Raw genomic sequence first — 24,406 nt, 5'->3', positions numbered from 1 at the left:
AGGCTCAATGACATGAGCAGCAACTGGGACCGCCTCGACGAATCTCTCCGCCCTTCCGTAAATGCTTCCATTGCCGCCTTTGAGCGTGCCCGGCCGGTGCTGTTGCTGGTGACGGCCGAGATGGAGGCACTGGTGCGCGAGGTCATGGAGGACGCGGACGACCTGCCGTTGTTCGTCACCAGCCGCACCAAGACGGTGGAGTCGTTCCGGGAAAAGGCCTCGCGGATGGTGGTGCCGGAACCAGACGCCGCACCGGCGCTGCTGTTCCCAGAGCCCCTGCGCAACCTCACGGACATGGTGGGGGTGCGCGTCATCACCACGCTGCCGGGCGAAAACGCGAACGTGGCGAACCTGATCAAGCGGCGCCGGAGCATCTTCGACTGCCGGGGGGACCGGGAAAAGGACATCGGCTCCATTGAGTCCGGCACCTACGGCTATTCCAGCCGGCACCTGATCCTGCGCAGCATCCAAAATGACGTGGTGCGCGCCTACCAGGAGGTGCTGGATCCGGATGGCAAGCCCAATGGAAGCTACTTTTTCGAGTGTCAGATCCGCACTGTTTTTGCCCACGCCTGGAGCGAGATTGAGCACGATATCCGCTTCAAGGCCCAGGACCCGCGCGCCTGGAGCCCCTACTTTGACCGCCAGTTCACCGCGACGGCGGCCATGCTCGAAACCGTGGAATCCGCCTTTTCCGAGCTGCACGAACGCTATGAGACCGTCACCAGCTTTTGGGATGCCGACGGCGAGGGCAAGGTTTCGCTGACGCCGAACCGGATCAAGACCGTCTGGCAGACGCTGCTGCCGCACGTTGACCGCAAGGCCGACGACGACTGGGGCTGGGCTGCCGAGCTGGTCGCCGCGCACGGGTTGGCCCAAACCATTGACCTGGCCGCACTCCTGCAGCCGGAAATCATTTCCAACGTCCGCAAGGCGCTGGACCACCGTTACTCCCCCGGACCGGACCGTCTGCTGGACGACCTGCTGCTGTGGCAGTTTGGGCAGCGGCACATCGACCTGACCGCCGAGGATGCCGCCGCCGGGCAGACCCCGCGCCGCGACAGCCTGCAGCGCCGCCACCAGCAGATGCAGAGGTACCGCAAGGCCTTGGGGTTCTAGGCCCGTCCAAATAATTTGTCCAAATAATGAGATTATTTGTTCAAGGTGAGAGCCCGGGTACAAAATAAACAGGTGCCCCAGTCAACTAAAATTGCCCCGGATTCCGCCACGCCCGCCACGGCGGACCGCGCGGCGCGGATTGCCGTCACCGTCTTCCCGCTGTTGGTGATTGTCGCCGGCGTCCTCGGCTTCCTGCTCCCCGGTTCATTCAAGCCGCTGGCCCCGTCCGTGCCATACCTGCTCGGCATCATCATGTTCTGCATGGGCCTGACGCTGACCCTGCCCGACTTTGCCGCCGTCGCCAGGCGGCCGTGGGCCGTCGCCCTGGGACTGGCCGCGCATTACGTCATCATGCCCGGCGCCGGCTGGCTCATTGCGATGGGCCTGCACCTGAGCCCGGAACTGGCGGCCGGCGTCATCCTGGTCGGCTGCGCACCCAGCGGGACGTCGTCGAACGTCATGGCGTACCTGGCCAAGGGCGACGTCGCCCTTTCCGTTGCCGTAGCCACCGTCTCCACGCTGGTCGCACCCATCGTGATGCCGGCCCTCACCCTTTTCCTCGCCGGCTCCTTCCTGAACGTCGACGCCGGAGCCATGATGCTCGACATCCTCAAGACCGTGCTGGTGCCTGTCATCGTGGGCCTCCTGGCCCGGCTGTTCCTCAACCGCCTCGTGGACCGTGTGCTGCCGGCACTGCCCTGGATTTCGGCCGTGGTCATCTCCCTGATCGTGGCGATCGTGGTGGCCGGTTCCGCGTCCAAGATCGTCGCCGCCGGCGGCATCGTGTTCCTGGCAGTGGTCCTGCACAACGGCTTCGGGCTTGGCCTGGGCTACCTGGCCGGAAAGGCCGGCCGCCTGGACGCCCGGGCACGCCGCGCCCTGGCCTTCGAGGTCGGCATGCAGAACTCGGGCCTGGCCGCCACCCTGGCCACGGCCCACTTCTCGCCGCTGGCCGCCCTGCCGTCCGCGGTATTCTCGGTGTGGCACAACATCTCCGGCGCCGTGGTGGCCGCCTGGCTGGCCCGCAAGCCGCTGGCCGCCAAGTAGTACACGGAGCAATGCCGCAGAAGCGCCTTCGCCGAGGTCGGGGGCAACCCGCGGTGGCGGCGCATCTTCTGGGCGTCGTCCTCGCGAGTTGTCATCATTGTCGCGAAAAACGTACTTGTTATATAAGTTGAGAACTTATATTATGGGAGCATTCCTCCGATCCCCAAGGACGCTCCCGTGACCTACTCCCCCGACGCCATCCGCCATGTCAAGGTCTCCACCATCACCCTGCCGTTGGCCACTCCCATCTCGGATGCAAAGGTCTTTACCGGTCGGCAGAAGCCAATGACCGAGGTGGTCTTCCTCTTCGCCGAGATCACCACGGAAGAAGGTCACGAAGGCATCGGTTTCAGCTATTCCAAGCGCGCCGGGGGGCCGGCCCAGTATGCGCATGCCAGCGAAGTTGCCGAAATCATGATCGGCGAAGACCCCAACGACATCGCCAAGCTGTACAACAAGCTGCTGTGGGCCGGCGCATCTGTGGGACGCTCCGGCGTCGCCACGCAGGCCCTCGCCGTCCTGGACATTGCACTTTACGACCTCAAGGCCAAGCGTGCCGGCCTCCCACTGGCCAAGTTCCTGGGGTCCCACCGCGATTCCGTGCGCACCTACAACACCTCCGGCGGCTTCCTGAATGCCTCCATTGAGGAGGTCAAGGAACGGGCAGCCCGGTCCATCGCCGAGGGCATTGGCGGCATCAAGATCAAGGTGGGGCTGCCGGACTCTGCGCAGGACCTGCGCCGCGTCGCCGCCGTGCGGGAGCACATCGGCCCCGACGTGCCACTCATGGTGGACGCCAACCAGCAGTGGGACCGGCCCACCGCGCTGCGCATGGGCCGGAAGCTGGAGGAGTTCGACCTGACCTGGATCGAGGAACCCCTGGACGCCTACGACGCCGAAGGCCACGCCGCGTTGGCCGCCGCCCTGGATACGCCAATCGCCACGGGCGAGATGCTTGCCTCCGTGGGCGAACACGAACGCCTGATCGCCACCCGTGCGTGCGACATCATCCAACCCGATGCCCCGCGCATTGGCGGCATCACCTCATTCCTGCGGCTGGCAACCCTGGCGGACCAGGCCGGCCTGGACCTGGCGCCCCACTTCGCCATGGAAATCCACTTGCACCTGGCTGCCGCCTATCCGCGCGAACCGTGGGTGGAGCACTTCGACTGGCTGGACCCGCTGTTCAACGAGCAGCTGGAGACCAGCGACGGCCGCATGCTGGTCCCGGAGCGGCTCGGCTTGGGAATCACGCTCAGCGACCAGGCCCGCGCCTGGACCACGGGCACCGTCGAGTTCGGCCGCCGGTAACGACCGTTGCGGAGCCGCCCGGACGCCAACGGCGCTTCGAGCCGGCCCCGCGCATGAAATCATGGAGCCATGAGCCGGAACCTGACCAGCAGCCTCGTCGACCAGCTGCGCAGCGACATTGTGGAAGGGCGGATCGCTGCGGGCCAGAAGCTGCCCAGCGAGAACGCCCTGATCGCCGAGCACTCGGTGAGCCGCACCGTGGTGCGGGAAGCAATCATGCGGCTGCAAGCTGAAGGGCTGGTGCACACACGCAAGGGCAGCGGCAGTTTTGCGCTGACTCCACCCAGCGGAATGGATGCCCCGATCCAGTCCCGTCCCGTGCGCACACTCGAAGACCGGCGCCATTTGCTGGCGTTCCGGGCCGGCCTGGAATCCGAGGCGGCCGCCCTCGCGGCCACCGCGCACCACCCCCACCACCTTGCCGCCCTCCGCGAAGCACTGGCCTCCTTTGCCGAGGCGGACGCCAGTCCCGCCGATGCCATGGCCCGCGACTTTGACTTTCATCAGGCCGTGGCAGGCGCCAGCGGCAACCCCTTTTTCACCGACACGCTGGCGGGCCTTGGCCCCGCGATGATTTCCATGCCCCGGCACCGGCTGGACGCCGGCGGCGCCCACGGCCTGGGTGCCGTCGCCGCGGAGCACGAGGCCGTCCTGGCCGCCATCGAGGCCGGAGACCCTGTCGCCGCAGCCGCCGCAATGCGCACGCACCTAGTCAACTCCCGCCGGCGCCTGGACGTCGAGTCGGGCCAGTAGCCCGCTGCCGGAGGCGTTTTGGCCGACGAAGCGGCATTTGTTAGCGGCTCCCCGCGGCCAGGACGGGCCGGTCCGCCTGGAGCAGGATGCGTTGGGCGTGGGAGCCCATGATGAACTTGCCCACCTGGCTGCGCTGGCGCAGGCCCAGAACAATCACGCTGACATCGTGCTGCTCGGCGGGGTCCACGACCTCCCCGGCAAGGTCGTCCCGGTACGTGGAGTCCAACAGTGTCTGCCGTACCCCGGACTCCCTTGCCTGGGAGGTGATGCGTGCCAGGTCTTCCGGCGAGGCCGTGCCCTTGTCGACCAAGGCCCCTTCCCGAACGGAATTGACCACCACCAGTTCCTCGCCGCGGAGCTGGGCCCCGGCAAAACCGGCGGCCAGGGCAGCCTCGCCGACGGGAGCTAGGACGTATCCAACGAGTACACTCATGTGTTCGGCGTGGGCGGGACTGATCTTTTCGGAACCGTGGTCATGGCCGCGCCGCCCACGGCGCGGAACGTGTACCTGTTTTCCAGCCGGTTCCACACGCCCTCCGGCGCGGTGCGGGACGTCATTTTCCTGTCCTCGCTCCTGTCGCTGCCGGTCATCGCCGTCAACGCCGTGCTCCTGGGGTAGTTCCAGGTCCAAGATGACGATTGGGACAATTGATCCTGATATATCGGCCTCAAAAGTCCATTTAATCATCCTGTGCATGGGCGCATGGGTGCACGCCGTGGATGGCGGGCGCAGTCACTGCCCGGCGAGCTTCCCATTGACCCTTTGCGGTACGCCAAGCGGATTGTCGTCGCGGACGGCAGCGGGCAGCAGGTGCGCGGGCAGGCCCTGATAGGCCACCGGCCGCAGGAACCGGGTGATGCCGGCCGTGCCAACGGACGTTGACGTCGGCGCGGTGGTCGCCGGATACGGGCCGCCGTGCTGCTGCGCGTACGTCACCGAAACGCCGGTGGGCCACTGGTTCCACAGCACCCGGCCGGCCTTCTTCGCCAGCAGCCGCACCAGCTCGGGGGCCACGGCGTCGGACTCCTCGCCCTGGATGGTGGCGGTGAGCTGGCCGTTGAGGACCCGGGCCACGGCCAGCAGCTCATCGTCGGTCCGGTACGTGGCCACCAGGGCGGACGGCCCAAAGCACTCGGTGATCAGCCCTTCCGGATCGGCCAGCAGGGCGGACGCGGTGGTCGTCGTCAGCGCCGGGGCCGGCGGGGCGTCAAAGGCGCCCTCCGTTGCACCGAGCGAGTCGACGGCGTCGTGCTCCAACAGCCCGGACAGCGACGCCAGGTAGCCGGAATGGATCCGGTCGTTGAGCAGCCGGGCCGCTTCCGGGCGGGCCGCGGAGGACAATTCCTCCACCATCCCGGAGTCGGCCGGCACCAGCAGGATGCCCGGTTTCGTGCAGAACTGGCCGGCGCCCAGGGTGTACGACGCCACAAATTCCGCCACAATCTCCGCGCCCCGGCCGGCGGCGGCAGCCTCGGTGACAAACACGGGGTTCACGCTGCCCAGTTCGCCGTAGAACGGGATGGGCTCGGGCCGGGAAGTGGCCAGGTCAAACAACGCCCGCCCGCCCGCGATGGACCCCGTGAACGCCCCGGCCTTGATGCGCGGGTCCAGCAGGGCGTCACGCCCGGTCTCGGTCCCGTAGATGAGCTGCAGAAGACCTTCCGGCGCGCCGGCGGCGCGGAGTGCGTCCGCCGCAATGCGTCCGACGGCGGCCGACAGCCTTGGGTGCCCCGGGTGCGCCTTGAGCACCACTGAACAGCCGGCGGCGAGCGCGGAACAGCTGTCACCGCCCATGACGCTGAATGCAAAGGGGAAGTTGCTGGCGGCAAAGACCAGCACCGGGCCCAGCGGTTCCAGCACCCGTCGAATATCGGGCCGGGCGCCCATGGGCCAGGCGTCGTCGGCGTGGTCGATGCGCGCGTCGAGGTAGCCGCCGTCGGTAAGCAGTTCGGCAAAAAGGCGCAGCTGGAAGGTGGTCCGCTTCAGTTCCCCGGTCAGCCTGCCGGCCGCCAGAAACGTTTCCTCCTGCGCGATCGGGACCAGTTTCGTGGCGGCTGCGTCGAGGGCGTCGGCCACTGCGGTGAGGGCAGCCGCGCGCTCGGCAGCGGACCGCAGCGCCCACTCGGTGGCGGCGGTTGCGGCTGCAGCGAGAATGGCTTTAAGTTCATCTGGTGTGGTGTCGGCGGCGCTCATGGTTCGTGTCCTTTGTCAGTAGCAGGAGGTGCAAAGTCTGGAGTTTCAAGGTCCGGCCCGTCAAAAACCAGGGCAGCCAGCTGGCCCAATGACACTGGGGCCGCCAGCGTACGTTTCGCCATGGAGCGCAGGTCCGCGGCCGCAGCCGGGCCTTCAAAGGGGCGGCCGGCAAGTTCCGCCGCGATGGAGGCCGTGGCATAGCCGCACACGCGGCCCTGGCACCAGCCCATGCCCGGCCGGGCGAACGACTTCAGGCTGCGGGCATCCCCGGCGCCGAGCTCGGCGTGGGCACTGCACAGCTCCCCGTAGCTGACTTCCTCGCAGCGGCACACCACCGTTTCCGGCGTCAGCCAGCCGTGCCACCGTCCCGGGACCGGGTTGGCGCGGTGCATGGCCACGGCAAAGGAGCGCAGCCTGGCCCGTTCACGCTGCAGCCGGGCAATGCGGACGCCCATGCCGGCGGCACCCGCCGACGCCGCGCCCGATTCCGCCGCGACGCACAGGGCTGCCAGCTCACCCTCCACTACAGCCATCGAGGCGCCACCGACGCCTGTGGCCTCGCCGGCCACGCTGACGCCGGGCACCGACGTTTTCAGCCGTCCGTCCACGACGGCCACCAGCGAGCCGTCCACATCCACGCAGGTCTCGGCGCCCGCTGCAAGCACCAGCTCGAGCTGCGCCGTGAAGCCCCAGCCCAGCGCCACGACGTCGCAGGCAACGCGCCTGCCGGACCCGGGCAGCACGGAGCCGTCCGCTGACAGTTTGGAAATGGTCACTGCCTCCACACGGGCGGAGCCGTGGATTTCGGTGACGGCGGTGCGGATCCGGTACGGGATCCGATGCCTGGCCAGCGCGGCGGCATATTCGGCGCCCTCCAACGCCTTTTCCGGCGCCCGCACCGCCCCCCGGAGGTTTCGCAGCCAGCCGGAGGGGCTGTTGGCCTCGCAAATTGCTGCCACTTTCACGCCCGCAGCGGCCAGGCCCGTGGCCACCGGAAGCAGGAACGGTCCCGTCCCGCCGACGACGGCGATACTTCCGCCCGCCGTCCTGTTGCCCTTCAGGAGCGCTTGGGCACCGCCGGCGGCCATGACGCCGGGCAGGTCCCAGCCGGGGACGGGCAACTGGCGGTCATAGCCGCCGGGACACAGGATGGCGTGTCGGGCGCGGACCGTGGCGGGCAGGCCGTCCGGCGCGCTGGCCGGAACGTCCAGGGTGGGTGTCAGGCCCAGCGCCGTGACCGCGTCCGGCTCGATGAGCCACACCTGGGTATTGCGCCAATACGCCACCTGGCCGGCGGCTTCGTGAGCGTACAGCCGGGAACGGAGGTCCGCGAAGCGCTTCCAGTCGTGGTGCCCGGCGGCCTCAACAGGGTGGTTGTCCGTCCCTTCATCGAGTCCCGCCTTCTCATCCGGGTGCCGCCAGAACTGCCCTCCCGGCTGCGCACCGGCGTCCACCAGCACCACTGACAGGCCGGTGTCGGCGGCGTGGACGGCTGCTGCGAGCCCGGCCGGCCCTGCACCCACCACGGCCACGTCAAAAAGTGCAGCCCCGCGGCTCATACCTCGGCCCCGCCGTCCATGGCCGCAACGCTGCCCGAAACGACTCCGCCCGGGGCAGTGTCATCCGTATCTGCCTTGTCAGGACGCGTCTGCGTCGAGGTACCGGTTTCCAGCTCCATGCCGTCGCGCGCGGGGGTGAGGCAGGCGCGCTGGTTGGGCACGCCGTCGACCATTAACAGGCAGTCAAAGCAGACGCCGATGCCGCAGAACAGGCCGCGCGGGCGCCCGCCGCGCAGGGTGGTGCGCCACGAGGTGACACCGGCCTCGGTGAGGGCGGCCCCCACCGTTTGGCCGGGGCGGGCGGCCAGGGGTTCGCCATCCAGGAAAAGCTGAAGCTCAGGCATGTGCGGCCTCCGTCGTATGGCCCGGGGCCTGGCCGTTGAAGCGTTCCGGTGCAAAGGGCGCCAGGTCCAGCGCGGGTTCGCCGCCGCCCAGGGATGCGGCGATGAGCGCACCGGTGCCGACGGAGAGGCCGATCCCGGCGCCTTCGTGCCCGCAGGCGTGCCAGAGCCCGGGCGTCCGCCGGTCGGGGCCGATGACGGGCAGGTGGTCCGGGCAGTAGGGGCGGAATCCGGAGTAGCTGCGCAGAGCCTTGACGTCGGCCAGGAACGGGAACAGCGCGATGGCCTTGACGGCCATTTCCGCCAGGACGCGGGGGTTGAAGGACTTGTCGAACCCCACACGTTCGCGGCTGGAGCCGATCAGGATGGTGCCGCCATTTGTACCCTCCACCACGGGCGAGGTCTGCAGCCCGGCGTCGGAACTGGCCACATTGTCCACGTATTCGGCTGCGTACACCTTGTGCCGGACCATGGCCGGGAGGGGCTCGGTCACCATGACGTAGCCCTTCCGCGGAAGTACGGGCACCTTGGCCCCGGCCAGCTCTGCAACGGCCCCACCCCAGGTGCCGGCGGCGTTGACTACCGCATCCGTGCTGATGGTGCCCCGGCCGGTCACGACGCCGGTGACCTTGCCGCCCGTGCGGGTGAAGCCGGTGACCTGCGTGTCCGGGTGGACGGTGGCGCGCATGCCGCGGGCCAGCCGGAGCAGGTGCGCGGCGGCCAGCATGGGCTGCACCTGCGCGTCCTGCGGATAGTACGCTCCGCCCGCCATGTTCGGGTTCAAATGGGGTTCCAGCCCGACCAGTTCCGGTCCGTCCACCAGTTCGACGTCAATCCCCGCCTCCCGCTGCCGTCCCGCCAGGCGTGCGAGCTTGGCCTGGGTGGCGGGCTTGGCGGAAACCACCAGGCCGCCCTTGGACTCGAACTCCCACAGATGCCCGAATTCGGCCAGCTCACCGCGCCAGAGCGACTGTGAGTACTGGGCCAGCCCGAGTTCGGGACCGGCCTCCTTGTCCGAGACCAGAATGTTGCCCTCGCAGGCGCTGGACGTGCCTCCGGCAATGGATCCGCGGTCCACGACGGCCACCCTGAACCCGGCACGGGCGGCAAAGTACGCGCACGCGGCACCCACGGCACCGGCGCCGATGACCACAACGTCAACGGTTCGGGGAAGCTCCATGGCTGTAGTATGTCACATGTCACAACTGCGGAACAGCTCCGCAGTTCGGTGGTCAAGAGCCCGTCGATACCTGAGCCGCCGGATCTGCGTACTCGCACACTTCCGTTATGCGCTGCCCTGGTCCCTGGCATTGCGCAGGTGTCCAAGCTGCGCAGGGTTCAGAGACCCGCGCTGCGCATAAAAAATCAGCACTTCCGCCATGCGCAATTCCCCGCTGGTGCGCTGCGCATGAAGAAACCCACTTCGGCTATGCGCGGAACTCAGCGCCGGTTGTGCGCAGAGTCGACCATGCGCACAACTCAGCCGGAGTTGTGCGCATGCCGGAATAGCGGCGGGCTTATGCGTAGGACTGGAATGGGAAATGTACGCAGGACGGAAAAATGCCTGGCCGACGCCGGGTCCCGACCGCCTCGACCGGCGGTCGCGTCAGTGCCTGGCCCATTCGCCGCGGACATGGCCAATGTGGCGGGTCATCAGCTCCTGCGCCTCGGCGGCCTTGCCGGCGGCCATCAGCTCCACCAGCTCCGTATGCTCCAGGGCCATCTCCCGCAGCTTTCCACTGGCGGCCAGCGGCGCCAGTCCCAGCAGCCGTGTGTGCGCGCGAAGTTTGGAGATCAGCGACACGAGGCGCCTGTTGCCGCTGTATTCAAGGATGGCGATGTGAAAAGCGCGGTCGGCCTCCGTGTAGGCGATCAGGTCCCCTTCCCCAGCGAAGTCCACGATGTCGGCGGCCATTGAGCGCAGCCGCTCCAGTCCGTCCTCATCAATCAACGCCGTCACGGCTGCGACCGTCGGCGGTTCAATCAAGAGGCGCAGCGCGGTGATCTCGTCGAGGTCGGCGTCGGAAACCTCAGTGACACGGAAGCCCTTGTTGGGCAGGGAGACCACCAGGCCCTCTTTGACCAGGTCCAGCATGGCCTCCCGCACGGGCGTGGGCGAGACACCAAAGCGCTTGCCCAGGGTGGGTGCGGAGTACACCTCGCCGGGCTTCATCTCGCCGGAGATGACGGCCGCGCGCAGTGCCTGGGTCACGGTTTCACGCAGGCTGACATTCTTGATGACCGTGGTCAGGTGAGAGCGTTCCAGGGAGCTCATGGCCCCTCCAATCCCCAGCTAAAGCAGCGACAGTGGATCGATCGGCCCACTACAATATGACATTTTAGTTGACAGGAGCCCCGGACGCGGCGAAAAGTTCATACGCCCGGCCCGCCACCACGATGTCCTCCCACGACATCCCCACGCCCGTGTAAAGCAGTGGCCGGCCCGGTCCCGGGACAAACCGGCCGTTCACCAACCCGGAAAGCGTCGCCAGCCCACGTTCGGCCCATTCCTCCGCCGGGCGCGCCGGGATCAGATCCCCGGCCTCGCGCAGCGCGGAGCCAAGTCCCTCCACCACCACGTCCGCACGCCGCGCCAGTACCGGATCGACCTCCCGCGCGTCCAGCCCGTGCGATCCAATCGCGGCCACCACGGCGGAATCCCGCACCAGGGAACCGTCAAACACGGGCTCGGCGGACGAGGTTGCACAGACCACGACGTCGGCCACCGCCACGTCACGCGCGCCACCGGCCCGGGCGTCCAGGCCCCGAGCCGCCCACTTCGCCGCCAGTTCCTGCGCCGCCCCCGACCGGCGGCCAACCACCACCAGCGATTCGATCCCGCACACGGCAAGCAGCGCCTCGATGTGCCGGTCGGCCTGCAACGACGTCCCAAACACGACCACCGCGCCGGCGGACCTGGCACCGCGCAGCGCCAGCAGGTGTTTGAGCGCCATCACGGTGACGGCGGGCGTGCGGAGCAATGTCAGTTCGGCGCCGTCCAGGGCGCACAGCGGTGTCAGGAATTCGCCGTCAAGCAAAAGGTAGGTGCCCTGGATCTTGGGGTGTCCCTTCGCGGGGTTTCCCGGTGCCACCGTGGCCACCTTCACCCCGGCGTACTTGGCGGACTGCGCCGGCATCAGCAGGAACTCCCCGGCGTCCAGCGGGGCAAAAAGCCGCGGCGAATCCAGCTCCGGGTCCTGGCCCCCGCGCAGGGCTTCCTCCAGTGCGGCCACGGCGGCAACCGCGGGTACCAGCGCCGCCAACGCGGCTGCGTCAATGTAGGGCAGAGACATGTTCTTCCTTTGTTTGGGTTGCAGTGGCGGCGTTCAGCCGCCCGGCTTGGACAGCACGACGCCGGCAGTTCCGTCCTCGCCGGCGGTCACCACCGCTGTGGTTCCGTTGGCAGTGCCGGCGGCCGCCCGCAGCCTGGCGGCGCCTCCCGCGTCCAGCAACACAACTGGCACATATGTGCCATAAAGCTCGGCGGCGGCCAAGGCCCCCAGCGCGACAATCGCGTCCCGGGCCGTGAGCAGGATGGCGGCCGGGCCCACGCCGGCGCGTATTTGCTCGGCCAGGACGGACGATGATGAACTCGATCCACGGGAGGCGTCCATCACCAGCACACGCCCGGCCATGGAGATGCCGTGCTGCGGGTGGTGGGCGTCAATGACCCTGCCGGTCCTCCTGTCCGTGCCGCCCCAAAAAGACAGCGGTTCGGAGAGCACCAGCAGCATGCCGCTGCCCGCGCCGGGGCACAGCGTCCGCGCCGCCAGCACCACCGCGGCCAAAGCAGGCTCAGTCCCACTGGCGTTCATCGCGCAACACCCTTCCGGCGCAGGCCGAGTCCAGGCATTCGGAGAGCGTGCCAAGCACCACGTCGACACCGATGTTCATGGGCGCGTACCAGGCCCATTTGCCCGACGGCGTCATGACAGTGCGCTCCTCCGGCCCCAGGATGGGGGTGATGTAGGTGCAGGTGTCGACCACGATCCTTGCGCCCCGCTCCTCGGCAGCTTGTACCAGGCCACTTTGGCGCACCTGTGCCAAAACCTCCCGGGAGGTGTTGATCCACACCGTGCAGCCGGGGTGGAAGGCGGGGCGGCCTTCCAGGGCTGCAGCCAGTTTCCCAAACTCGCGCACGGAAAAGTGCGGTGTGCCCAGGGCAACGGCGTCGAGCGGGGCCGACGGGTCCGCGCCATGGGACAGTTCGTCGCGGGCGGTCCGCAGCATCGCGGCGGTGACAGCCAGCGACGGCAGCCCGGACCACGCCGGATCGCCCGCTGCCGCCAGGGCCTCCGGCGTCACCCCGGCCACGTGGAACAGGGCCAAGCCGCCGGAGGAGGCGGCCGTGGACCCGAGCGCCTTGAGCCTGTCCTCATCCACCACGGCCGGGTCGATGCCGGCAAGCAGCGGAACGCCGGAGCCGGACTGGCGCCCCACCACGTCGCCGAGCGCGGCCCAGACCGCCTCCTCCCCCAGCCTGGCCGTGGACAGCGCCGAACAGTCCAGTTCCAGGGTCGGCAACCGGTGTTCGGGCAGGTGCAGCCCGGCGTGCGGGACGCGGCCGGTGATGGCCGCGCAAATGTCGATGAAGTCGCCGTAGCGTTCGGTGTGGGCGCCCAGTACGGAGTTGGCAAACACGATCGCGTTGGACTCGGCCCATGCAATGTCCTCGCCAAAGGCGGGACGCTCCGTGGACTGGTACGGCGCGCACGTCCAGGTGGCCCGTGCACCCAGGGCGCGGTAGGCCTCCATGAGCGCCCGGGCGGGAACGGCGTCCGCGGGCGGCAGCCGCACCAGGCCCGGGTGCATCAAATCCAGCGAACTCACGTTGAGGGTGGTGGGCACTGTCACCGCGGCGCCCAGCCCGGCCAGCTTCTGCGCGAAGTCGAGCCCGGCCTGCCCGTGGTAGAGGCAGCTGTCAATATGCGCGCCGGTGATGGGAATCAGCCGTTCGGCGCCCAGTACGCCGGCCAGGGCCACCACCATCCGCATGGCCATGGCGGTCCCGGCGCCGCGGCCGCCGTCGAGCATGGCGGTTTCCTCCCCGGTGAGGCGCAGCGCCGGGGCAGTCATAACAGGAACCCGGCCTGGAAGGGGTCGTCGGGGTCCAGGTGATACTGGGCGGTGCCCGTCACCCAGGCCCGCCCAGTGATGGTGGGGACGACGGCGGGCAGCCCGCCCACCGTGGTTTCTTCCACCAGCCGGCCGGTGAACTGCGTGCCGATGAAGGATTCATTCACGAAGTCGGTGTTGAGGGCCAGTGCGCCGCGGGCGTGCAGCTGGGCCATGCGCGCGCTGGTGCCCGTGCCGCACGGTGAGCGGTCAAACCAGCCCGGGTAGATGGTCATGGCGTGGCGCGAATGTTTGGCCGTGGAGCCGGGGGCCAATAAACACACGTGGTGGCAGCCGCTGATGTCGGCCCGCTCCGGGTGCACCGGCGGATTTTGGGTGTTGATGGCGGCCATGATCTTCAGGCCGGCATCCAGCAGCCGGTCCTTCTCCGCACGGTCGAAGGGCAGTTCCAGTTCGGCCAGCTCCACGATGGCGTAAAAGTTGCCGCCAAAGGCCATGTCGTAACGGACCTCGCCAATGCCTTCCACGCCCACCCTTTGGTCCAGGGCCAGCGAAAACGATGGGACGTTGCGGATGGTGACGGACTTTGCCGCACCGCCCTCCACCGCGACCTCGGCGATGACGAGGCCGGCCGGGGTGTCCAGCCGGATGGTGGTCACCGGCTCCACCACCGGGACCATGCCGGTTTCCACCAGCACGGTGGCCACGCCGATGGTCCCGTGCCCGCACATGGGCAGCAGTCCGGAGACCTCAATGAACAGGACGCCGTAGTCGGCGTCGGGCCGGGTGGGCGGCTGCAGGATGGCGCCGCTCATGGATGCGTGGCCGCGGGGCTCGTACATCAGCAGGGTTCGGACGTCGTCGCTGTTGTCCATGAACCACTGGCGGCGCTCGGCCATCGTGGCTCCGGGGATGGTGCCCACACCGCCGGTGATGACGCGGGTGGGCATTCCCTCGGTGTGGGATTCCACGGAGTGGAAGACCCGCTTGGAGCGCATGGACTATTCCTTTACTTGTAGCCCTTGGCCAGCACGGCCCGGGTGTCGGCGGTGATCCGGGCAGCCAGTTCGGCCGGCAGCGGCAGGCGCGGTTGGCGGCAGGCGCCGCCCTTTCGCCCGGCAAGGTCCATGGACAGCTTGATCGACTGGACAAATTCGGGCTTGGAGTCCCAGCGAAGCAGCGGGTGGAGGTCGCGGTAGATGGGCAGCGCCGCCATGATGTCCTCCGCCACGCCGCTGGTCGCCAGCTTGTACAGCTCCACGGTGCTTTGCGGAATTGCGTTGGGGTAGCCTGCAATCCAGCCGACGGCCCCGGCCAGGCCCAGCTCCAGGAGGACGTCGTCGGAACCAACCAGCAAATCCAGCTCCGGTGCCAGTTCCGCGATCTCATAGGCGCGGCGTACATCCCCGGTGAATTCCTTCACGGCCACGATCAAGCCTTCTTCATGCAGGCGCGCCAGCAGTGACGGCACCAGGTCCACCTTCGTGTCGTACGGGTTGTTGTAGGCCACCACGGGCAGCCCCGCCTTCGCGACCTCCCGGTAGTGCGCCACCACGGTGTCATCATCGGCCTTGAAGGTGTTGGGCGGCAGGGCCAGCACCGAGGCGGCACCGGCGTCGCGGGCCTGCTCGGCCCAGCGGCGGGATTCGTCGGCGCCGTACGCTGCAACGCCCGGCATCACGGTGAAGCCTTCCGGGGAGGCGGCGACGGCGGTTTCGACCACCTTGGCCCGCTCCTCGGCCGTCAATGTCTGGTACTCGCCCAGGGAGCCGTTCGGGCACACGCCGTCGCAGCCGTTCTCGGCCAGCCAGGCCACATGATCGCCAAAGGATGCGTGGTCCACGCTGCCGTCATCATTGAACGCCAGGGCAGTCGCCACGTGGATGCCCTGCCAGGGCTGGGTGCGGGTTGTCATGAGAGGCTCCTTTGCCACTAATTAACAGGTAAGCGACTGCTCTCAGCATAACAGTACAATGTCACATAATACTAGTGCCTGCATTGGCGCCCGTCAGCGGCTAAGCCCACCGCATGTAGCGGCAAATCAGTGAGGTGTACGACCGCCACAACCCGGTCCACCATCATCCCAGAGTCTGGTGGTGCACCCCCCTCGACCTCCAATTCCCAAAGGTTGGCGCGAGAATCAAGCGCGATCCGTGCCAGAGTGACTTCCCGAGCGTTGCACCGAAACTGAAGTGTTCAGATCCGTCATGAACACCGGTGCGGCACGGGCGAGCACGCCGGGTAGGGAGTGCGCAATGAGGACAACGGCTGCCTTGTCCGACCAGGACAGTATCTCGTCGGAAACTTCCCTTAGCCCGTCCTCGTCTAGTCCATTGAATGGTTCGTCGAGAATCGCCAGATCGAAAGCGCCGACAGTGCTCATCACGTACCAAAGTTTCCGCCGGTTTCCCGTGGACAAGTTGCCGGCATTTTCGTTGAGCCAAGGCCCCACACCCAGCCGTTCCGCTCGCGCCAGAGCGACCGACTTGTCGGCATCTCTGGCAATGCAGGCAAGGACAATGTGGTCGTGGACGGTCATGGAAGGAAACAATGCCGGTTCCGCACGGCACACCCTCCTGTGGTCTCGCGCCACCGGACTGTTCGCCTGCGAACCGAAGACCTCGACGACTCCCTTCGATGGGCGCAAATATCCGCTTGCCAATTCCACAAACGTTGACTTTCCGGAACCGTTAGGCCCCTGAAGATGAAAGAGTCCTGGACCGGCAAGCGAAAGATCGGCGTTCGTTAGAACAGGTTTCCCTTTCTCGTAGCCCACAGTGACCCCTACGAATGCGATGGCTGTTGCTGAATTCTGTGGCGTAGGCATAGTGCGCTCGCTCCTGACAATAGGACGACGTATAAAAAACCTGCAGCCGGTCCGGGCGCCGACAGGGTGGCCAGCCCCAGGCAGGGGAGGGCAAGTGCAACTGAAATGAGGGCTGCCGCCAAAGACGGTTCTGAGGACCCGTCGGGCTGAAGGACACTGGCCTTACTGATAGTGCCTCCAGCCAGACTCGCCATCATGGCGCCCCACGGGATCAGGAGCCCCGCCCACGGAAGGACACCCAAAGTGGCCCAGGCCAGGAGAGCAAACGGTGGAATGAGCAGCAGGGATACCAACAGGCCAAGGACAAGAAGAACCGATGCGGCTAGAAACCGGGACGAGAGGCCGGACTCCCAAAGAAATCGCAGACGTGGAAGGAGGGAAATTGGGCTGTTGTCCTTGGCAATGACTTCAATGGCAATCACGGCGAGCGTGAATAGCAAGAAATTGAGGATATTCAGAATTTGCGGAGTCATCCCCACGGCTTCCAAGTGGATACCACCCATCCTGAAGCCTAGGGCCGCCGCGCCGAGGAGGCCGAGACCGGTGGCAATTCCTTTTAAGATCCCAAAATTCCTGGTCCCCGTTATGTTGCGTATGAGGAAGAACATGCTCAACGTCTTCGGATTCCAGTTCCGAAGCGGTGAACGATGGGGCATGGGGCCGACAGTTCCGAGGGCAAACGAGTCGCGGGCCATGCATCTGAGGTTCCGCACGACCGCACCCACGCACAGCAGGACGAATGCCGTCGCGACAACAACAGACCCAGCTACCGCAGAAGAAGGTAATCGGGGCACAGGTCCTGCAATCGATGTATTTAGGCCAGAAGAGAGCACCAGAGCGAGTCCAAAGGCCGGGCCCCAAGCCAGCAGGCCTCCGGTCAGTCGCAATAGCCACGACGTCCGGGCCGATTTCGGACGAGGATCATGTGACGCCAAATACGTGCAAAGCACCAGCCAAGCTGACACGACTACGGCCGGAACAACCCACAAAAGTCGTCCCCCAGATTCAGCCGCCCCGCCATTAGTTGAGAGTGCGAGAGCACTTCCAGCACAGATGGCCAAGGTCATCAACAAAATGAGAATCGCGCGGGGGCCATATTCGACTAGGAAAACGTCTCGCATCGAAATATCGAGTGCACGGAACAGGCCCCTGTTGGGACTGAACCGGACGGAAAAGCGCCGTGCGCTCAGCAATTCTCGGGCACAAGTCCCGATGCCAATATAGGCGCACGCGGCCACAGCGAGAGCTGAAACCAGAGCTCCGTCGTCCAGAATCCTGGATATGTGACCAACGTCTTTGGCAACAAGGATGGCACGGCACAAGATCAAGGACAGCGCGAAGACAACGATGGCCGCGCAAACTGCAAGCGTGGCTCCGACCCAGATGAGAAGTTTCACTGATACGCGCCACCCCAGGGCGGAGAGTATTCGAACTCCGGCGAAAGCAGTCGCCGCGGAACGTCCCCCGGACACTCTTCACAGCCTGCTGGTTGATCGTGTTTGAGTCGTGTCCGCATCCTCAACAATTCCCACGGTGGCCAGCCCGAGCGCTGTGGCAATCCAGAGCCAGAGGGGAAGGGCCGCCGGCCAACCCAGACCGGCGCCGGAGGCAAACACTGCGCCACTGATACCGGCAAGCAAAAAGAGCGTGGCGCTGATCCTAGTGCCGCGGTGCCGAAGAAGTACCAATACCAAGATGGCTATGATCGCCACTATGGCAGCTCCCCAAACAACGGCATTTCCGCGATTACCAAAACCAAAAGTGAGCAAGAGACTCACGCCGACGAATGAGGCAACGAGCCGGATGCCCCAGCTGCGGAATTTTGAAAAGTAGACCATGAATAATCCTGTCTAAAAGAGAAGCGATGTGGCGGCAATTACGACGGAAATGCCAAACATCCACACAATTACGGCACGACTGAGCCCCGACCATATCGAGTGGAACCACAGCGGAACAGCAGCGGCAATGGCCAACACAAACAGGTAGCTCCCCCAATGCGCTTTGGGCGATTGAAGTCCGGCCAGCAGACTAAACAGCTGAATTCCTACAAGTGAAACGATGGAGACGGCCCCCAGCAGACCAACCTGAAGTCGACCCCGCCCACGTTTGAGGCCAGGCAGGACTCGAGATTCGATTGTCGAGGCCACTGAGAAGTAGACGGATGTAAAAGCTGCCGACAGAATGATGCCCAGATACGAGCCTATGCCCGTCGCCAGACCTACCACCGAATCATCCTCGATATTCACTGCAGCGGCTGAAGCCGCAACTCGGGCCGCCACTTCGGGCTGAAGCAGTTGCAAACGGAAAACGAGGATGAAGAGAACCGCCAGAAACGCAAGCACCCACCAAGTGGGGCTCGTATTTCTCTGGAAACGGCCCTTCACGGCGTCAGCAGGAACGGGAGAAAGGATTGGAGTCGTGGTGTTGTTCTTTGAATTCCCCAAGGAGTGCGCCTCTCTGCTATCAGTTTGTGATGACGAACGCTTCAATTGCTGCGGCCGCAAGGAGTGTAACTACAGCGATACCGAAGAACCTTAGCGTGTGTGGAAACTCATTGAGATAGGCCCGTAAGGGACGGTTTGAGCCCCCGGTCGATAGGGAGGCCCAAACGGCTGCGGCAACTGGCATCATTCCGGCTGCGGCAGCTAGGGCCAGCGCCACGAATTCAACGGGCGCGTATGCCCAAATCGCTCCGGCTACACCTTCTACACCCATAATGTTGATCCCTGTTCGCATTGTCGAGCCAATGTAGATCGAAATTATGGGCCAGGCGATGAGTGTCAGGAGTCCACCGCTCAGAACGCCTCCATAGACTAGGCATAGCGCTGGACCGTTAGAAATGATGACCCCGAGAAAGACCGCACCCCAGGATTCTTGTGCTATGCCATTGCGGTCCAGCACTATTGCGCTGGCGAGATCAGTCTGGAAGCCAATGGCGATCCCGCCGACCATGAGTACCAAGGAAAGCGCAGTGGCACCTAAACGTGTATACATGCTGCTCTCCTTGGCACCCATGGCCGGTCAGCTTTGGGAAGGAAGGTCAGGCAATGGCGATGTTTCTGCCCCATCGAGCAATCGCCCATCGGGCCGTCGCAACAGCCGCAGCACCAACGCCACCGCTCAACAGCCCCATGACAATCGCAAGAGCGATGCCTCCAACTTCAACTGCACTGACGATCTGGCCGGCGAGCGACGCCGAGATGCCGAACATGCCGGCAACGTACATGACACTGACCGTCGCGAAGGCGATGCCGACGAAACTGATCAACCCCGCAACAGCAATGGAACGCTTTGATGCGTACGTGCTTGTTTCCATAATGAACCCCAATTCAGTGTGAGTCGCGAATAGTATCTCCATTCGTTTGAAAAATATGACACACTTCGGTCACGCATGTCAATTTTTGTAAATTCGGTATGACACAAACGGGACTGTTGTGAGCTTCAATGTCGCGGGCCGCGAACATGACGAAAGCCTCCGAGCTGGGAATCGCACTTGACTCCATCAGGCATCTGCCTGCCGCAAGCCTGGCTGCGGCTTTACCGCAACACGAACCCCAGGCCCAGTTCGTCGTCGGCCTCCAGGGTGAACTTGCCCTCGCCCACGGGGAAAGCGCGCCCCGACACTTCCACCACCACCCCGTCCTCGGAATGGTCCACCACCTCGGCCGTGAAGTGCGAGTCGATAATGGAAAAGTGGTCCAGCACGTCCCCGTACGCGAGCTCGCCGGAGTCTGTCAGCGCAGCCATGCGCGCCGCCGTCCCGGAACCGCACGGCGAGCGGTCCACCTGCCCGTCGGCGAAAATCGTCACGTTGCGCTGCGCCAGCGCCCCCGTCAGGGCCAGTCCGCTGTCCGGGCCCACCGGCTCATGGAAGATGGTGCCGTAAATCCCGTCCAGCCGGGTGTCGCTGGGGTGGTGGGCGGCCGGGTGGTCGGCGAGCGCGGCCTTCACCTGGCGGCCGGCGTTGATGAGCCGGTGGAGGTTCGACGGCGTGACGTCCAGTCCCGCTTCCCGTGCCGGCAGTGCGGCGTACAGCGCCCCGCCCCAGAGCACGTCGACGCGCAGCCTTCCAAAGTCCGCGGTTTTCACCTCGATGCCGCGGGCCACCACATAGGAAGGGACGTTGCGGAAGGTGACCTTCTCGATAAGCCCGCCAATTTTCACCACCCGGGCCGTGACCCGCCCGGACGGCACGTCAATGACAACGTCCGTGACGCCGTCGTTCGCCGTACGGATTAGGCCGCTGCGCACCGCCCAGGCGCCGAGGGCGATGGTCCCGTGCCCGCAGGCCGTCGAAAAGCCGTCCTTGTGCCAGAACAGCACGCCGAAGTGGGCGCCGGGATCGTTGGGCGGGACAATGAAGCCGCCGTACATGTCCGCGTGTCCGCGGGGTTCGTTGACCAGCAGCTGCCGCAGCTTGTCGGCATCGCCCGTCATCGCGTTTTCTCGCCGTTCGAGCACGGTGGCGCCGGGAACCATGAACGGCGGCGCCGGCACAATCCGAAACGGCTCGCCCGCCGTGTGGTAATCCACCGTTTCAATTTCCCACGATTCAACCTTCATGCCGCCCTCTCCCAACCTTCCCCAGCAAAACGACTACGACCCCAGGTAGGCCTCAACAATGCGTGAATCGGCCATCAGTTCCGCACCGGTTCCGGTCATGGTGGTGGCCCCCTGTTCAATAACGTAGCCGCGGCTGGTGATTTTCAGCGCGGCCCGCGCATTTTGTTCCACCAGCAGCACGGTGGTGCCGTTGGCGTTCACTTCCTTGATGACCTCCATGATCTGGGCCACGATCAACGGCGCCAGCCCCATGGACGGCTCGTCAAGCATAAGCATCCGCGGCCCGGCAATGAGCGCCCGGCCAATGGCGAGCATCTGCTGCTCGCCGCCGGAGAGCGTGCCGCCCTGCTGCGAGCGCCGTTCGGCCAGCAGCGGCAACAGCTCAAAGACGTCGGCCAGCCGCTTCTGCACGGCCGCGCGGTCCTTGACGAGGTACCCGCCCAGCTGCAGGTTTTCCAGCACGGACAGGGTGGAGAAGATCCGGCGTCCTTCCGGAACGTGGATCAGCCCGGCGCCCACCACCTCCCACGGCTTGGCCCGGGTGATGTCCCGGCCGGCAAAGCTGATCTTCCCGGCGTGCGCCTTCACAATGGCCGACGCCGCGGACAGCGTGGTGGTCTTCCCGGCGCCGTTGTTGCCCAGCAGCGCAACGATCTCGCCCTCCTCGACCCGGACGTTGATGCCGCGCAGCGCCTGGATCTTGCCGTAGAACACTTCCACGTCAACAAACTCGAGCATGGACATCAGGACCCGCCCCCTTCGTTTCCGTCGCCCGCGGCAGCGTCGCCCGCGGCCGAATCCGCCGCGTCGTCGGCGGCCTTTTCGGCGTCGCGGACGTTCGCGGCGGTGGGCGGCGGCGCGGGTTCGTCGTCGGCCTTGCCCAGATATGCCTCGATGACGGCCGGGTTCTTCTTCACTTCATCCGGGGTCCCGTCCGCGATCTCCTTGCCAAAGTTCATCACCACCACGCGCTCGCTCACCTCCATGACCACGCTCATGTCGTGTTCAATAAGGACGACGGCGGCTCCCAGGTCACGGATCTTGCGGCACAGTTCCAGCAGGTCCCGTTTTTCCGAGTGGTTCAGCCCGGCGCCGGGCTCGTCCAGGAGCACGAGCTTGGCCTTGCGGGCCATGGCACGGGCCATTTCCACCTGCCGCTGCTGGCCGTAGGCGAGGTTGCGCACGGGGATGCCGCGCCCGCCCTTGTAACCGACAAAGTCGAGCCAGCGGTGGGCCTCGGCGGTGTACTCCCGTTCGCTCCTGCGGTACCGGGGCGTGTGGAGCAGCGCGTCCACAAAGTTCTGCCCACCGTACAGGTGCATGCCTCCGCGGACGTTGTCCAGCACCGTCAGGTCCGGGAAGAGCCGCAGGTTTTGGAAGGTGCGGGTGACGCCGGTGGCGGCAATGACGGCCGGGCGCTTGCCGGTGATGTCCGCACCGTCCAGCGTCACCCTTCCGCTCACCGGCTTGTAGAAGCCGGTGATGCAGTTGAACGCACTGGTTTTCCCGGCACCGTTGGGACCAATCACCGAGACGATCTCCCCGGCGTCGGCCGAGAAGGACAGCCCGTTGACGGCCTTCACGCCGCCAAAGGCAATCTGCAGATCGCTCACTTCCAGCAGCGGGCTCACGGGGTCATTCCCTTCGCTGTGGTGACTGGGGCACCCGGGGCGGGTCCGGCGTCGTCCGCGTCCCCAACGGGCTTCTCGGGTTCATAGGCGCGCGAGGGCCAGAAACCCTGGGGCCGGAGCACCATGACGGCCACCAGCACGACGCCGAAGATCACGTAGCGCAGGTTGCCCATGTCGCGCAGGAATTCCGGCAGCAGGGAGATGACGACGGCGCCGACCACCACCCCGCGGGTGTTGCCCATGCCGCCGAGCACCACGGCCATCAGGACCAGGGCCGACTGTAGGAACACGAAGCTTTGCGGGGAGATCGCGGAGAGGTGCGCGGCAAACAGCACGCCCCCGAGGCCGCCCCAGATGGCGCCGAAGATGTACGCCGCCAGCTTTACCTTGTAGGTGTGGATGCCCATGGCTTCGGCGGCGTCCTCGTCCTCGCGGACAAACCGCCAGGCGCGGCCCAGCCGCGACCTGCCCAGCCGTGCGGAACCGAGCACCATCAGTGCCACGACCACCACGCAGAAGTAGTAGAACGGGACCGGTCCGGAGAGGTCAAGGCTAAACAGCGAAACGCCGGGGATGCCGTAGATGCCGGACGGACCGCCGGTGATCGCGAGGTTGTTGGCTGTCAGGCGGATGATCTCGCCAAAGCCGAGCGTGACAATGGCCAGGTAGTCGCTGCGCAGGCGCAGCGTGGGGCCGCCGATGATCAACCCGGCCATGATGCACATGACGAGCACGGCCGGGATGGTGAACAGGATGGGCAGGTCCCAGGCCTTGGACACGATCCCGGAGGTGTACGCGCCCACCGCCATGAACGCGATGTAGCCCAGGTCCAGCAGGCCGCAGTAGCCCACCACGATGTTCAGGCCGGAGGCGAGGAGGATGAAGATGACGGCGGTGGTGCCGATGCTCATGGCGTAGTTGCTGGCCAGGACAAAGGGGAACAGGACGGCTATCACAAACGCCGCCCAGCCCAGCTGCCTGCTTTCAAACAGGCGGGAGATGCGGCTGGCGGGCTTGCCGATCCGGCGGGGGGCGCGGGTGGCGTCTACATTGTCGCTCATCTAGACACGCTCCGTCACGCGTTCGCCCAGCAGGCCGGTGGGTTTCAGGGTCAGGAACGCGATGAGGACGCCAAAGGTGAAGACGTCGCGCCACTGGCCGCCGAGCCACTGGGAACCGAACGCTTCCAGCAGGCCAAGCAGCAGGCCCCCGAGCATGGCGCCCTTGATGTTGCCGATGCCGCCAATGACGGCTGCGGTGAACGCCTTCAGGCCGATGATGAAGCCCATGAGGAAGTCAATCTTGCCGTAGTACGCCCCGGCCATGACCCCGGCGGCGCCAGCCAGCGCCGAACCGATGAAGAACGTCCACGTAATGACCTTGTTGACGTTGATGCCCATCAGCAGCGCCCCCTTGGTGTCCAGGGCGATGGCGCGCATGGCCCGGCCCATCGAGGTGCGCTGGATGTAGGAGTTCAGTCCCCACATGAGCACCACGGCGATCACCATGAGGACAAGTTGCGGGACCGATATGCGGGCTCCAAGCACGGTGAAGCTGTCGCCCTCGAGCCGCACCGGAAACACCTTGGGGTTGGGGCCGGCAACGGCGCTGACCCCGTACTCCAGGGTGAAGGACGCGCCGACGGCGGTGATCAGCACCGCGAGCCGCGGCGAGTTGCGCAGCGGACGGTACGCCAGGTATTCAATGCCGACGCCGATCCCGCCGGTGACGATCATGCACAGCAGGAGCACAATCAGCAGTGCCGTGATGGACATGGAGGCCGGGATCACTCCGACGGAGGTCAGCATGGCGAAGCCGACGAACGCGCCGAGCATGTAAATGTCGCCGTGGGCGAAGTTCAAAAGCTTGATGATGCCGTAGACCATGGAATAGCCCAGGGCAATGAGTGCGTAAAAGGAGCCTACGAAAAGGCCGTTCCAGATGAGCTGCGTCATGCTTGACCTGCCTAAAGCCGTGCAAGTGGT

Annotated in this window: 27 protein-coding genes; 5 read left to right on the top strand and 22 right to left on the bottom strand. The window is 65.9% G+C overall.

Features of this window, described 5'->3' with window-relative positions; translation table 11 throughout:
- The first annotated feature begins 12 nt into the window (after nucleotides 1-12).
- From CVV68_RS12520 to CVV68_RS12505, 4 genes are all read left to right on the top strand, one after another.
- Nucleotides 13-1,119: a GTP pyrophosphokinase gene (locus tag CVV68_RS12520; RefSeq protein WP_110501342.1), complete on the top strand. Its 1,107-nt coding sequence runs from the start codon at nucleotides 13-15 to the stop codon at nucleotides 1,117-1,119.
- Between the two features lie 72 nt (nucleotides 1,120-1,191).
- Nucleotides 1,192-2,166, top strand: a complete 975-nt coding sequence (locus CVV68_RS12515) for a bile acid:sodium symporter family protein (RefSeq protein WP_110501380.1) — start codon at nucleotides 1,192-1,194, stop codon at nucleotides 2,164-2,166.
- A 177-nt stretch (nucleotides 2,167-2,343) separates the two neighbouring features.
- The gene (locus CVV68_RS12510) at nucleotides 2,344-3,477 is read left to right on the top strand and encodes an L-talarate/galactarate dehydratase (RefSeq protein ID WP_110501341.1); all 1,134 of its coding nucleotides are present in this window, start codon (nucleotides 2,344-2,346) and stop codon (nucleotides 3,475-3,477) included.
- 69 nt (nucleotides 3,478-3,546) lie between these two features.
- Nucleotides 3,547-4,230, top strand: coding sequence for a FadR/GntR family transcriptional regulator (locus CVV68_RS12505; protein WP_110501340.1), 684 nt, complete (start codon nucleotides 3,547-3,549; stop codon nucleotides 4,228-4,230).
- A gap of 40 nt (nucleotides 4,231-4,270) precedes the next feature.
- Here the strand turns inward: CVV68_RS12505 and CVV68_RS12500 are convergent, their stop codons facing one another.
- Complete coding sequence (locus CVV68_RS12500; protein WP_110501339.1) at nucleotides 4,271-4,663, bottom strand: universal stress protein; 393 nt, start codon at nucleotides 4,661-4,663, stop codon at nucleotides 4,271-4,273.
- 9 nt (nucleotides 4,664-4,672) lie between these two features.
- Between CVV68_RS12500 and CVV68_RS23480 the strand changes: the two genes are divergently transcribed.
- Complete coding sequence (locus tag CVV68_RS23480; RefSeq protein WP_170133164.1) at nucleotides 4,673-4,849, top strand: hypothetical protein; 177 nt, start codon at nucleotides 4,673-4,675, stop codon at nucleotides 4,847-4,849.
- 114 nt (nucleotides 4,850-4,963) lie between these two features.
- Here the strand turns inward: CVV68_RS23480 and CVV68_RS12490 are convergent, their stop codons facing one another.
- The 21 genes from CVV68_RS12490 to CVV68_RS12390 form a co-directional block, all read right to left on the bottom strand.
- Entirely contained in the window at nucleotides 4,964-6,424 is a 1,461-nt protein-coding gene (locus CVV68_RS12490; RefSeq protein WP_110501337.1) for an aldehyde dehydrogenase (NADP(+)), read from the bottom strand.
- Nucleotides 6,421-7,983 (bottom strand): FAD/NAD(P)-dependent oxidoreductase, encoded by a 1,563-nt coding sequence (locus CVV68_RS24610; RefSeq protein WP_110501336.1) that lies wholly within the window; start codon nucleotides 7,981-7,983, stop codon nucleotides 6,421-6,423. The genes CVV68_RS12490 and CVV68_RS24610 overlap by 4 nt, the downstream gene beginning before the upstream one ends.
- On the bottom strand, nucleotides 7,980-8,327 hold the full coding sequence (locus tag CVV68_RS12480) for a (2Fe-2S)-binding protein (RefSeq protein WP_110501335.1): 348 nt from the start codon (nucleotides 8,325-8,327) through the stop codon (nucleotides 7,980-7,982). The genes CVV68_RS24610 and CVV68_RS12480 overlap by 4 nt, the downstream gene beginning before the upstream one ends.
- A complete protein-coding gene (locus tag CVV68_RS12475) occupies nucleotides 8,320-9,504 on the bottom strand; it encodes an NAD(P)/FAD-dependent oxidoreductase (protein WP_110501334.1) in 1,185 nt (394 codons plus the stop codon). Before CVV68_RS12475 ends, CVV68_RS12480 begins: the two co-directional genes overlap by 8 nt.
- A 426-nt stretch (nucleotides 9,505-9,930) precedes the next feature.
- Nucleotides 9,931-10,599, bottom strand: a complete 669-nt coding sequence (locus CVV68_RS12470; protein WP_110501333.1) for a GntR family transcriptional regulator — start codon at nucleotides 10,597-10,599, stop codon at nucleotides 9,931-9,933.
- Nucleotides 10,600-10,663: 64 nt separating this feature from the next.
- Nucleotides 10,664-11,617 (bottom strand): ornithine cyclodeaminase family protein, encoded by a 954-nt coding sequence (locus tag CVV68_RS12465; RefSeq protein ID WP_110501332.1) that lies wholly within the window; start codon nucleotides 11,615-11,617, stop codon nucleotides 10,664-10,666.
- 33 nt (nucleotides 11,618-11,650) lie between these two features.
- On the bottom strand, nucleotides 11,651-12,139 hold the full coding sequence (locus tag CVV68_RS12460) for an aconitase X swivel domain-containing protein (RefSeq protein ID WP_110501331.1): 489 nt from the start codon (nucleotides 12,137-12,139) through the stop codon (nucleotides 11,651-11,653).
- On the bottom strand, nucleotides 12,120-13,400 hold the full coding sequence (locus CVV68_RS12455; protein WP_110501330.1) for an aconitase X: 1,281 nt from the start codon (nucleotides 13,398-13,400) through the stop codon (nucleotides 12,120-12,122). Before CVV68_RS12455 ends, CVV68_RS12460 begins: the two co-directional genes overlap by 20 nt.
- Entirely contained in the window at nucleotides 13,397-14,398 is a 1,002-nt protein-coding gene (locus CVV68_RS12450; protein WP_110501329.1) for a proline racemase family protein, read from the bottom strand. Before CVV68_RS12450 ends, CVV68_RS12455 begins: the two co-directional genes overlap by 4 nt.
- Nucleotides 14,399-14,409: 11 nt before the next feature.
- A complete protein-coding gene (locus CVV68_RS12445; protein ID WP_110501328.1) occupies nucleotides 14,410-15,315 on the bottom strand; it encodes a dihydrodipicolinate synthase family protein in 906 nt (301 codons plus the stop codon).
- A gap of 225 nt (nucleotides 15,316-15,540) precedes the next feature.
- Entirely contained in the window at nucleotides 15,541-16,176 is a 636-nt protein-coding gene (locus CVV68_RS12440) for an ATP-binding cassette domain-containing protein (protein WP_170133163.1), read from the bottom strand.
- Between the two features lie 8 nt (nucleotides 16,177-16,184).
- Nucleotides 16,185-16,835: a hypothetical protein gene (locus tag CVV68_RS12435; RefSeq protein ID WP_110501326.1), complete on the bottom strand. Its 651-nt coding sequence runs from the start codon at nucleotides 16,833-16,835 to the stop codon at nucleotides 16,185-16,187.
- An 867-nt stretch (nucleotides 16,836-17,702) separates the two neighbouring features.
- Complete coding sequence (locus CVV68_RS12430; protein ID WP_110501325.1) at nucleotides 17,703-18,065, bottom strand: hypothetical protein; 363 nt, start codon at nucleotides 18,063-18,065, stop codon at nucleotides 17,703-17,705.
- Between the two features lie 12 nt (nucleotides 18,066-18,077).
- Nucleotides 18,078-18,671 (bottom strand): hypothetical protein, encoded by a 594-nt coding sequence (locus CVV68_RS12425; RefSeq protein WP_146238880.1) that lies wholly within the window; start codon nucleotides 18,669-18,671, stop codon nucleotides 18,078-18,080.
- 19 nt (nucleotides 18,672-18,690) lie between these two features.
- Nucleotides 18,691-19,221: a hypothetical protein gene (locus CVV68_RS12420; RefSeq protein ID WP_110501323.1), complete on the bottom strand. Its 531-nt coding sequence runs from the start codon at nucleotides 19,219-19,221 to the stop codon at nucleotides 18,691-18,693.
- A 46-nt stretch (nucleotides 19,222-19,267) separates the two neighbouring features.
- The gene (locus tag CVV68_RS12415; RefSeq protein ID WP_211320819.1) at nucleotides 19,268-19,543 is read right to left on the bottom strand and encodes a hypothetical protein; all 276 of its coding nucleotides are present in this window, start codon (nucleotides 19,541-19,543) and stop codon (nucleotides 19,268-19,270) included.
- 221 nt (nucleotides 19,544-19,764) lie between these two features.
- Nucleotides 19,765-20,790, bottom strand: coding sequence for a proline racemase family protein (locus tag CVV68_RS12410; RefSeq protein ID WP_110501322.1), 1,026 nt, complete (start codon nucleotides 20,788-20,790; stop codon nucleotides 19,765-19,767).
- A 33-nt stretch (nucleotides 20,791-20,823) separates the two neighbouring features.
- A complete protein-coding gene (locus CVV68_RS12405; RefSeq protein ID WP_110501321.1) occupies nucleotides 20,824-21,534 on the bottom strand; it encodes an ABC transporter ATP-binding protein in 711 nt (236 codons plus the stop codon).
- On the bottom strand, nucleotides 21,534-22,421 hold the full coding sequence (locus tag CVV68_RS12400; RefSeq protein ID WP_110501320.1) for an ABC transporter ATP-binding protein: 888 nt from the start codon (nucleotides 22,419-22,421) through the stop codon (nucleotides 21,534-21,536). Before CVV68_RS12400 ends, CVV68_RS12405 begins: the two co-directional genes overlap by 1 nt.
- On the bottom strand, nucleotides 22,418-23,482 hold the full coding sequence (locus tag CVV68_RS12395; protein ID WP_110501319.1) for a branched-chain amino acid ABC transporter permease: 1,065 nt from the start codon (nucleotides 23,480-23,482) through the stop codon (nucleotides 22,418-22,420). Before CVV68_RS12395 ends, CVV68_RS12400 begins: the two co-directional genes overlap by 4 nt.
- On the bottom strand, nucleotides 23,483-24,376 hold the full coding sequence (locus tag CVV68_RS12390; protein WP_110501318.1) for a branched-chain amino acid ABC transporter permease: 894 nt from the start codon (nucleotides 24,374-24,376) through the stop codon (nucleotides 23,483-23,485). It abuts the gene before it with no gap.
- Between the last annotated feature and the right edge of the window lie 30 nt (nucleotides 24,377-24,406).

It is taken from the genome of Arthrobacter livingstonensis (genome assembly GCF_003219815.1).
Lineage (GTDB): Bacteria > Actinomycetota > Actinomycetes > Actinomycetales > Micrococcaceae > Specibacter > Specibacter livingstonensis.
The sequence above is the reverse complement of the archived record's forward strand: the minus strand, read 5'-3'. Positions and strand labels throughout refer to the sequence as shown.

What these genes read in the sequence shown, in the direction of transcription:
- CVV68_RS12445 (WP_110501328.1), bottom strand. Translation starts at nt 15,315, where the DNA reads ATGACAACCCGCACCCAGCCCTGGCAGGGCATCCACGTGGCGACTGCC.
- CVV68_RS12480 (WP_110501335.1), bottom strand. Translation starts at nt 8,327, where the DNA reads ATGCCTGAGCTTCAGCTTTTCCTGGATGGCGAACCCCTGGCCGCCCGC.
- CVV68_RS12450 (WP_110501329.1), bottom strand. Translation starts at nt 14,398, where the DNA reads ATGCGCTCCAAGCGGGTCTTCCACTCCGTGGAATCCCACACCGAGGGA.
- CVV68_RS12415 (WP_211320819.1), bottom strand. Translation starts at nt 19,543, where the DNA reads ATGGAAACAAGCACGTACGCATCAAAGCGTTCCATTGCTGTTGCGGGG.
- CVV68_RS12500 (WP_110501339.1), bottom strand. Translation starts at nt 4,663, where the DNA reads ATGAGTGTACTCGTTGGATACGTCCTAGCTCCCGTCGGCGAGGCTGCC.
- CVV68_RS12460 (WP_110501331.1), bottom strand. Translation starts at nt 12,139, where the DNA reads ATGAACGCCAGTGGGACTGAGCCTGCTTTGGCCGCGGTGGTGCTGGCG.
- CVV68_RS12420 (WP_110501323.1), bottom strand. Translation starts at nt 19,221, where the DNA reads ATGTATACACGTTTAGGTGCCACTGCGCTTTCCTTGGTACTCATGGTC.
- CVV68_RS12410 (WP_110501322.1), bottom strand. Translation starts at nt 20,790, where the DNA reads ATGAAGGTTGAATCGTGGGAAATTGAAACGGTGGATTACCACACGGCG.
- CVV68_RS12435 (WP_110501326.1), bottom strand. Translation starts at nt 16,835, where the DNA reads ATGTTCTTCCTCATACGCAACATAACGGGGACCAGGAATTTTGGGATC.
- CVV68_RS12470 (WP_110501333.1), bottom strand. Translation starts at nt 10,599, where the DNA reads ATGAGCTCCCTGGAACGCTCTCACCTGACCACGGTCATCAAGAATGTC.
- CVV68_RS12505 (WP_110501340.1), top strand. Translation starts at nt 3,547, where the DNA reads ATGAGCCGGAACCTGACCAGCAGCCTCGTCGACCAGCTGCGCAGCGAC.
- CVV68_RS12405 (WP_110501321.1), bottom strand. Translation starts at nt 21,534, where the DNA reads ATGTCCATGCTCGAGTTTGTTGACGTGGAAGTGTTCTACGGCAAGATC.
- CVV68_RS12465 (WP_110501332.1), bottom strand. Translation starts at nt 11,617, where the DNA reads ATGTCTCTGCCCTACATTGACGCAGCCGCGTTGGCGGCGCTGGTACCC.
- CVV68_RS12520 (WP_110501342.1), top strand. Translation starts at nt 13, where the DNA reads ATGAGCAGCAACTGGGACCGCCTCGACGAATCTCTCCGCCCTTCCGTA.
- CVV68_RS24610 (WP_110501336.1), bottom strand. Translation starts at nt 7,983, where the DNA reads ATGAGCCGCGGGGCTGCACTTTTTGACGTGGCCGTGGTGGGTGCAGGG.
- CVV68_RS12455 (WP_110501330.1), bottom strand. Translation starts at nt 13,400, where the DNA reads ATGACTGCCCCGGCGCTGCGCCTCACCGGGGAGGAAACCGCCATGCTC.
- CVV68_RS12430 (WP_110501325.1), bottom strand. Translation starts at nt 18,065, where the DNA reads ATGGTCTACTTTTCAAAATTCCGCAGCTGGGGCATCCGGCTCGTTGCC.
- CVV68_RS12475 (WP_110501334.1), bottom strand. Translation starts at nt 9,504, where the DNA reads ATGGAGCTTCCCCGAACCGTTGACGTTGTGGTCATCGGCGCCGGTGCC.
- CVV68_RS12390 (WP_110501318.1), bottom strand. Translation starts at nt 24,376, where the DNA reads ATGACGCAGCTCATCTGGAACGGCCTTTTCGTAGGCTCCTTTTACGCA.
- CVV68_RS12490 (WP_110501337.1), bottom strand. Translation starts at nt 6,424, where the DNA reads ATGAGCGCCGCCGACACCACACCAGATGAACTTAAAGCCATTCTCGCT.
- CVV68_RS12395 (WP_110501319.1), bottom strand. Translation starts at nt 23,482, where the DNA reads ATGAGCGACAATGTAGACGCCACCCGCGCCCCCCGCCGGATCGGCAAG.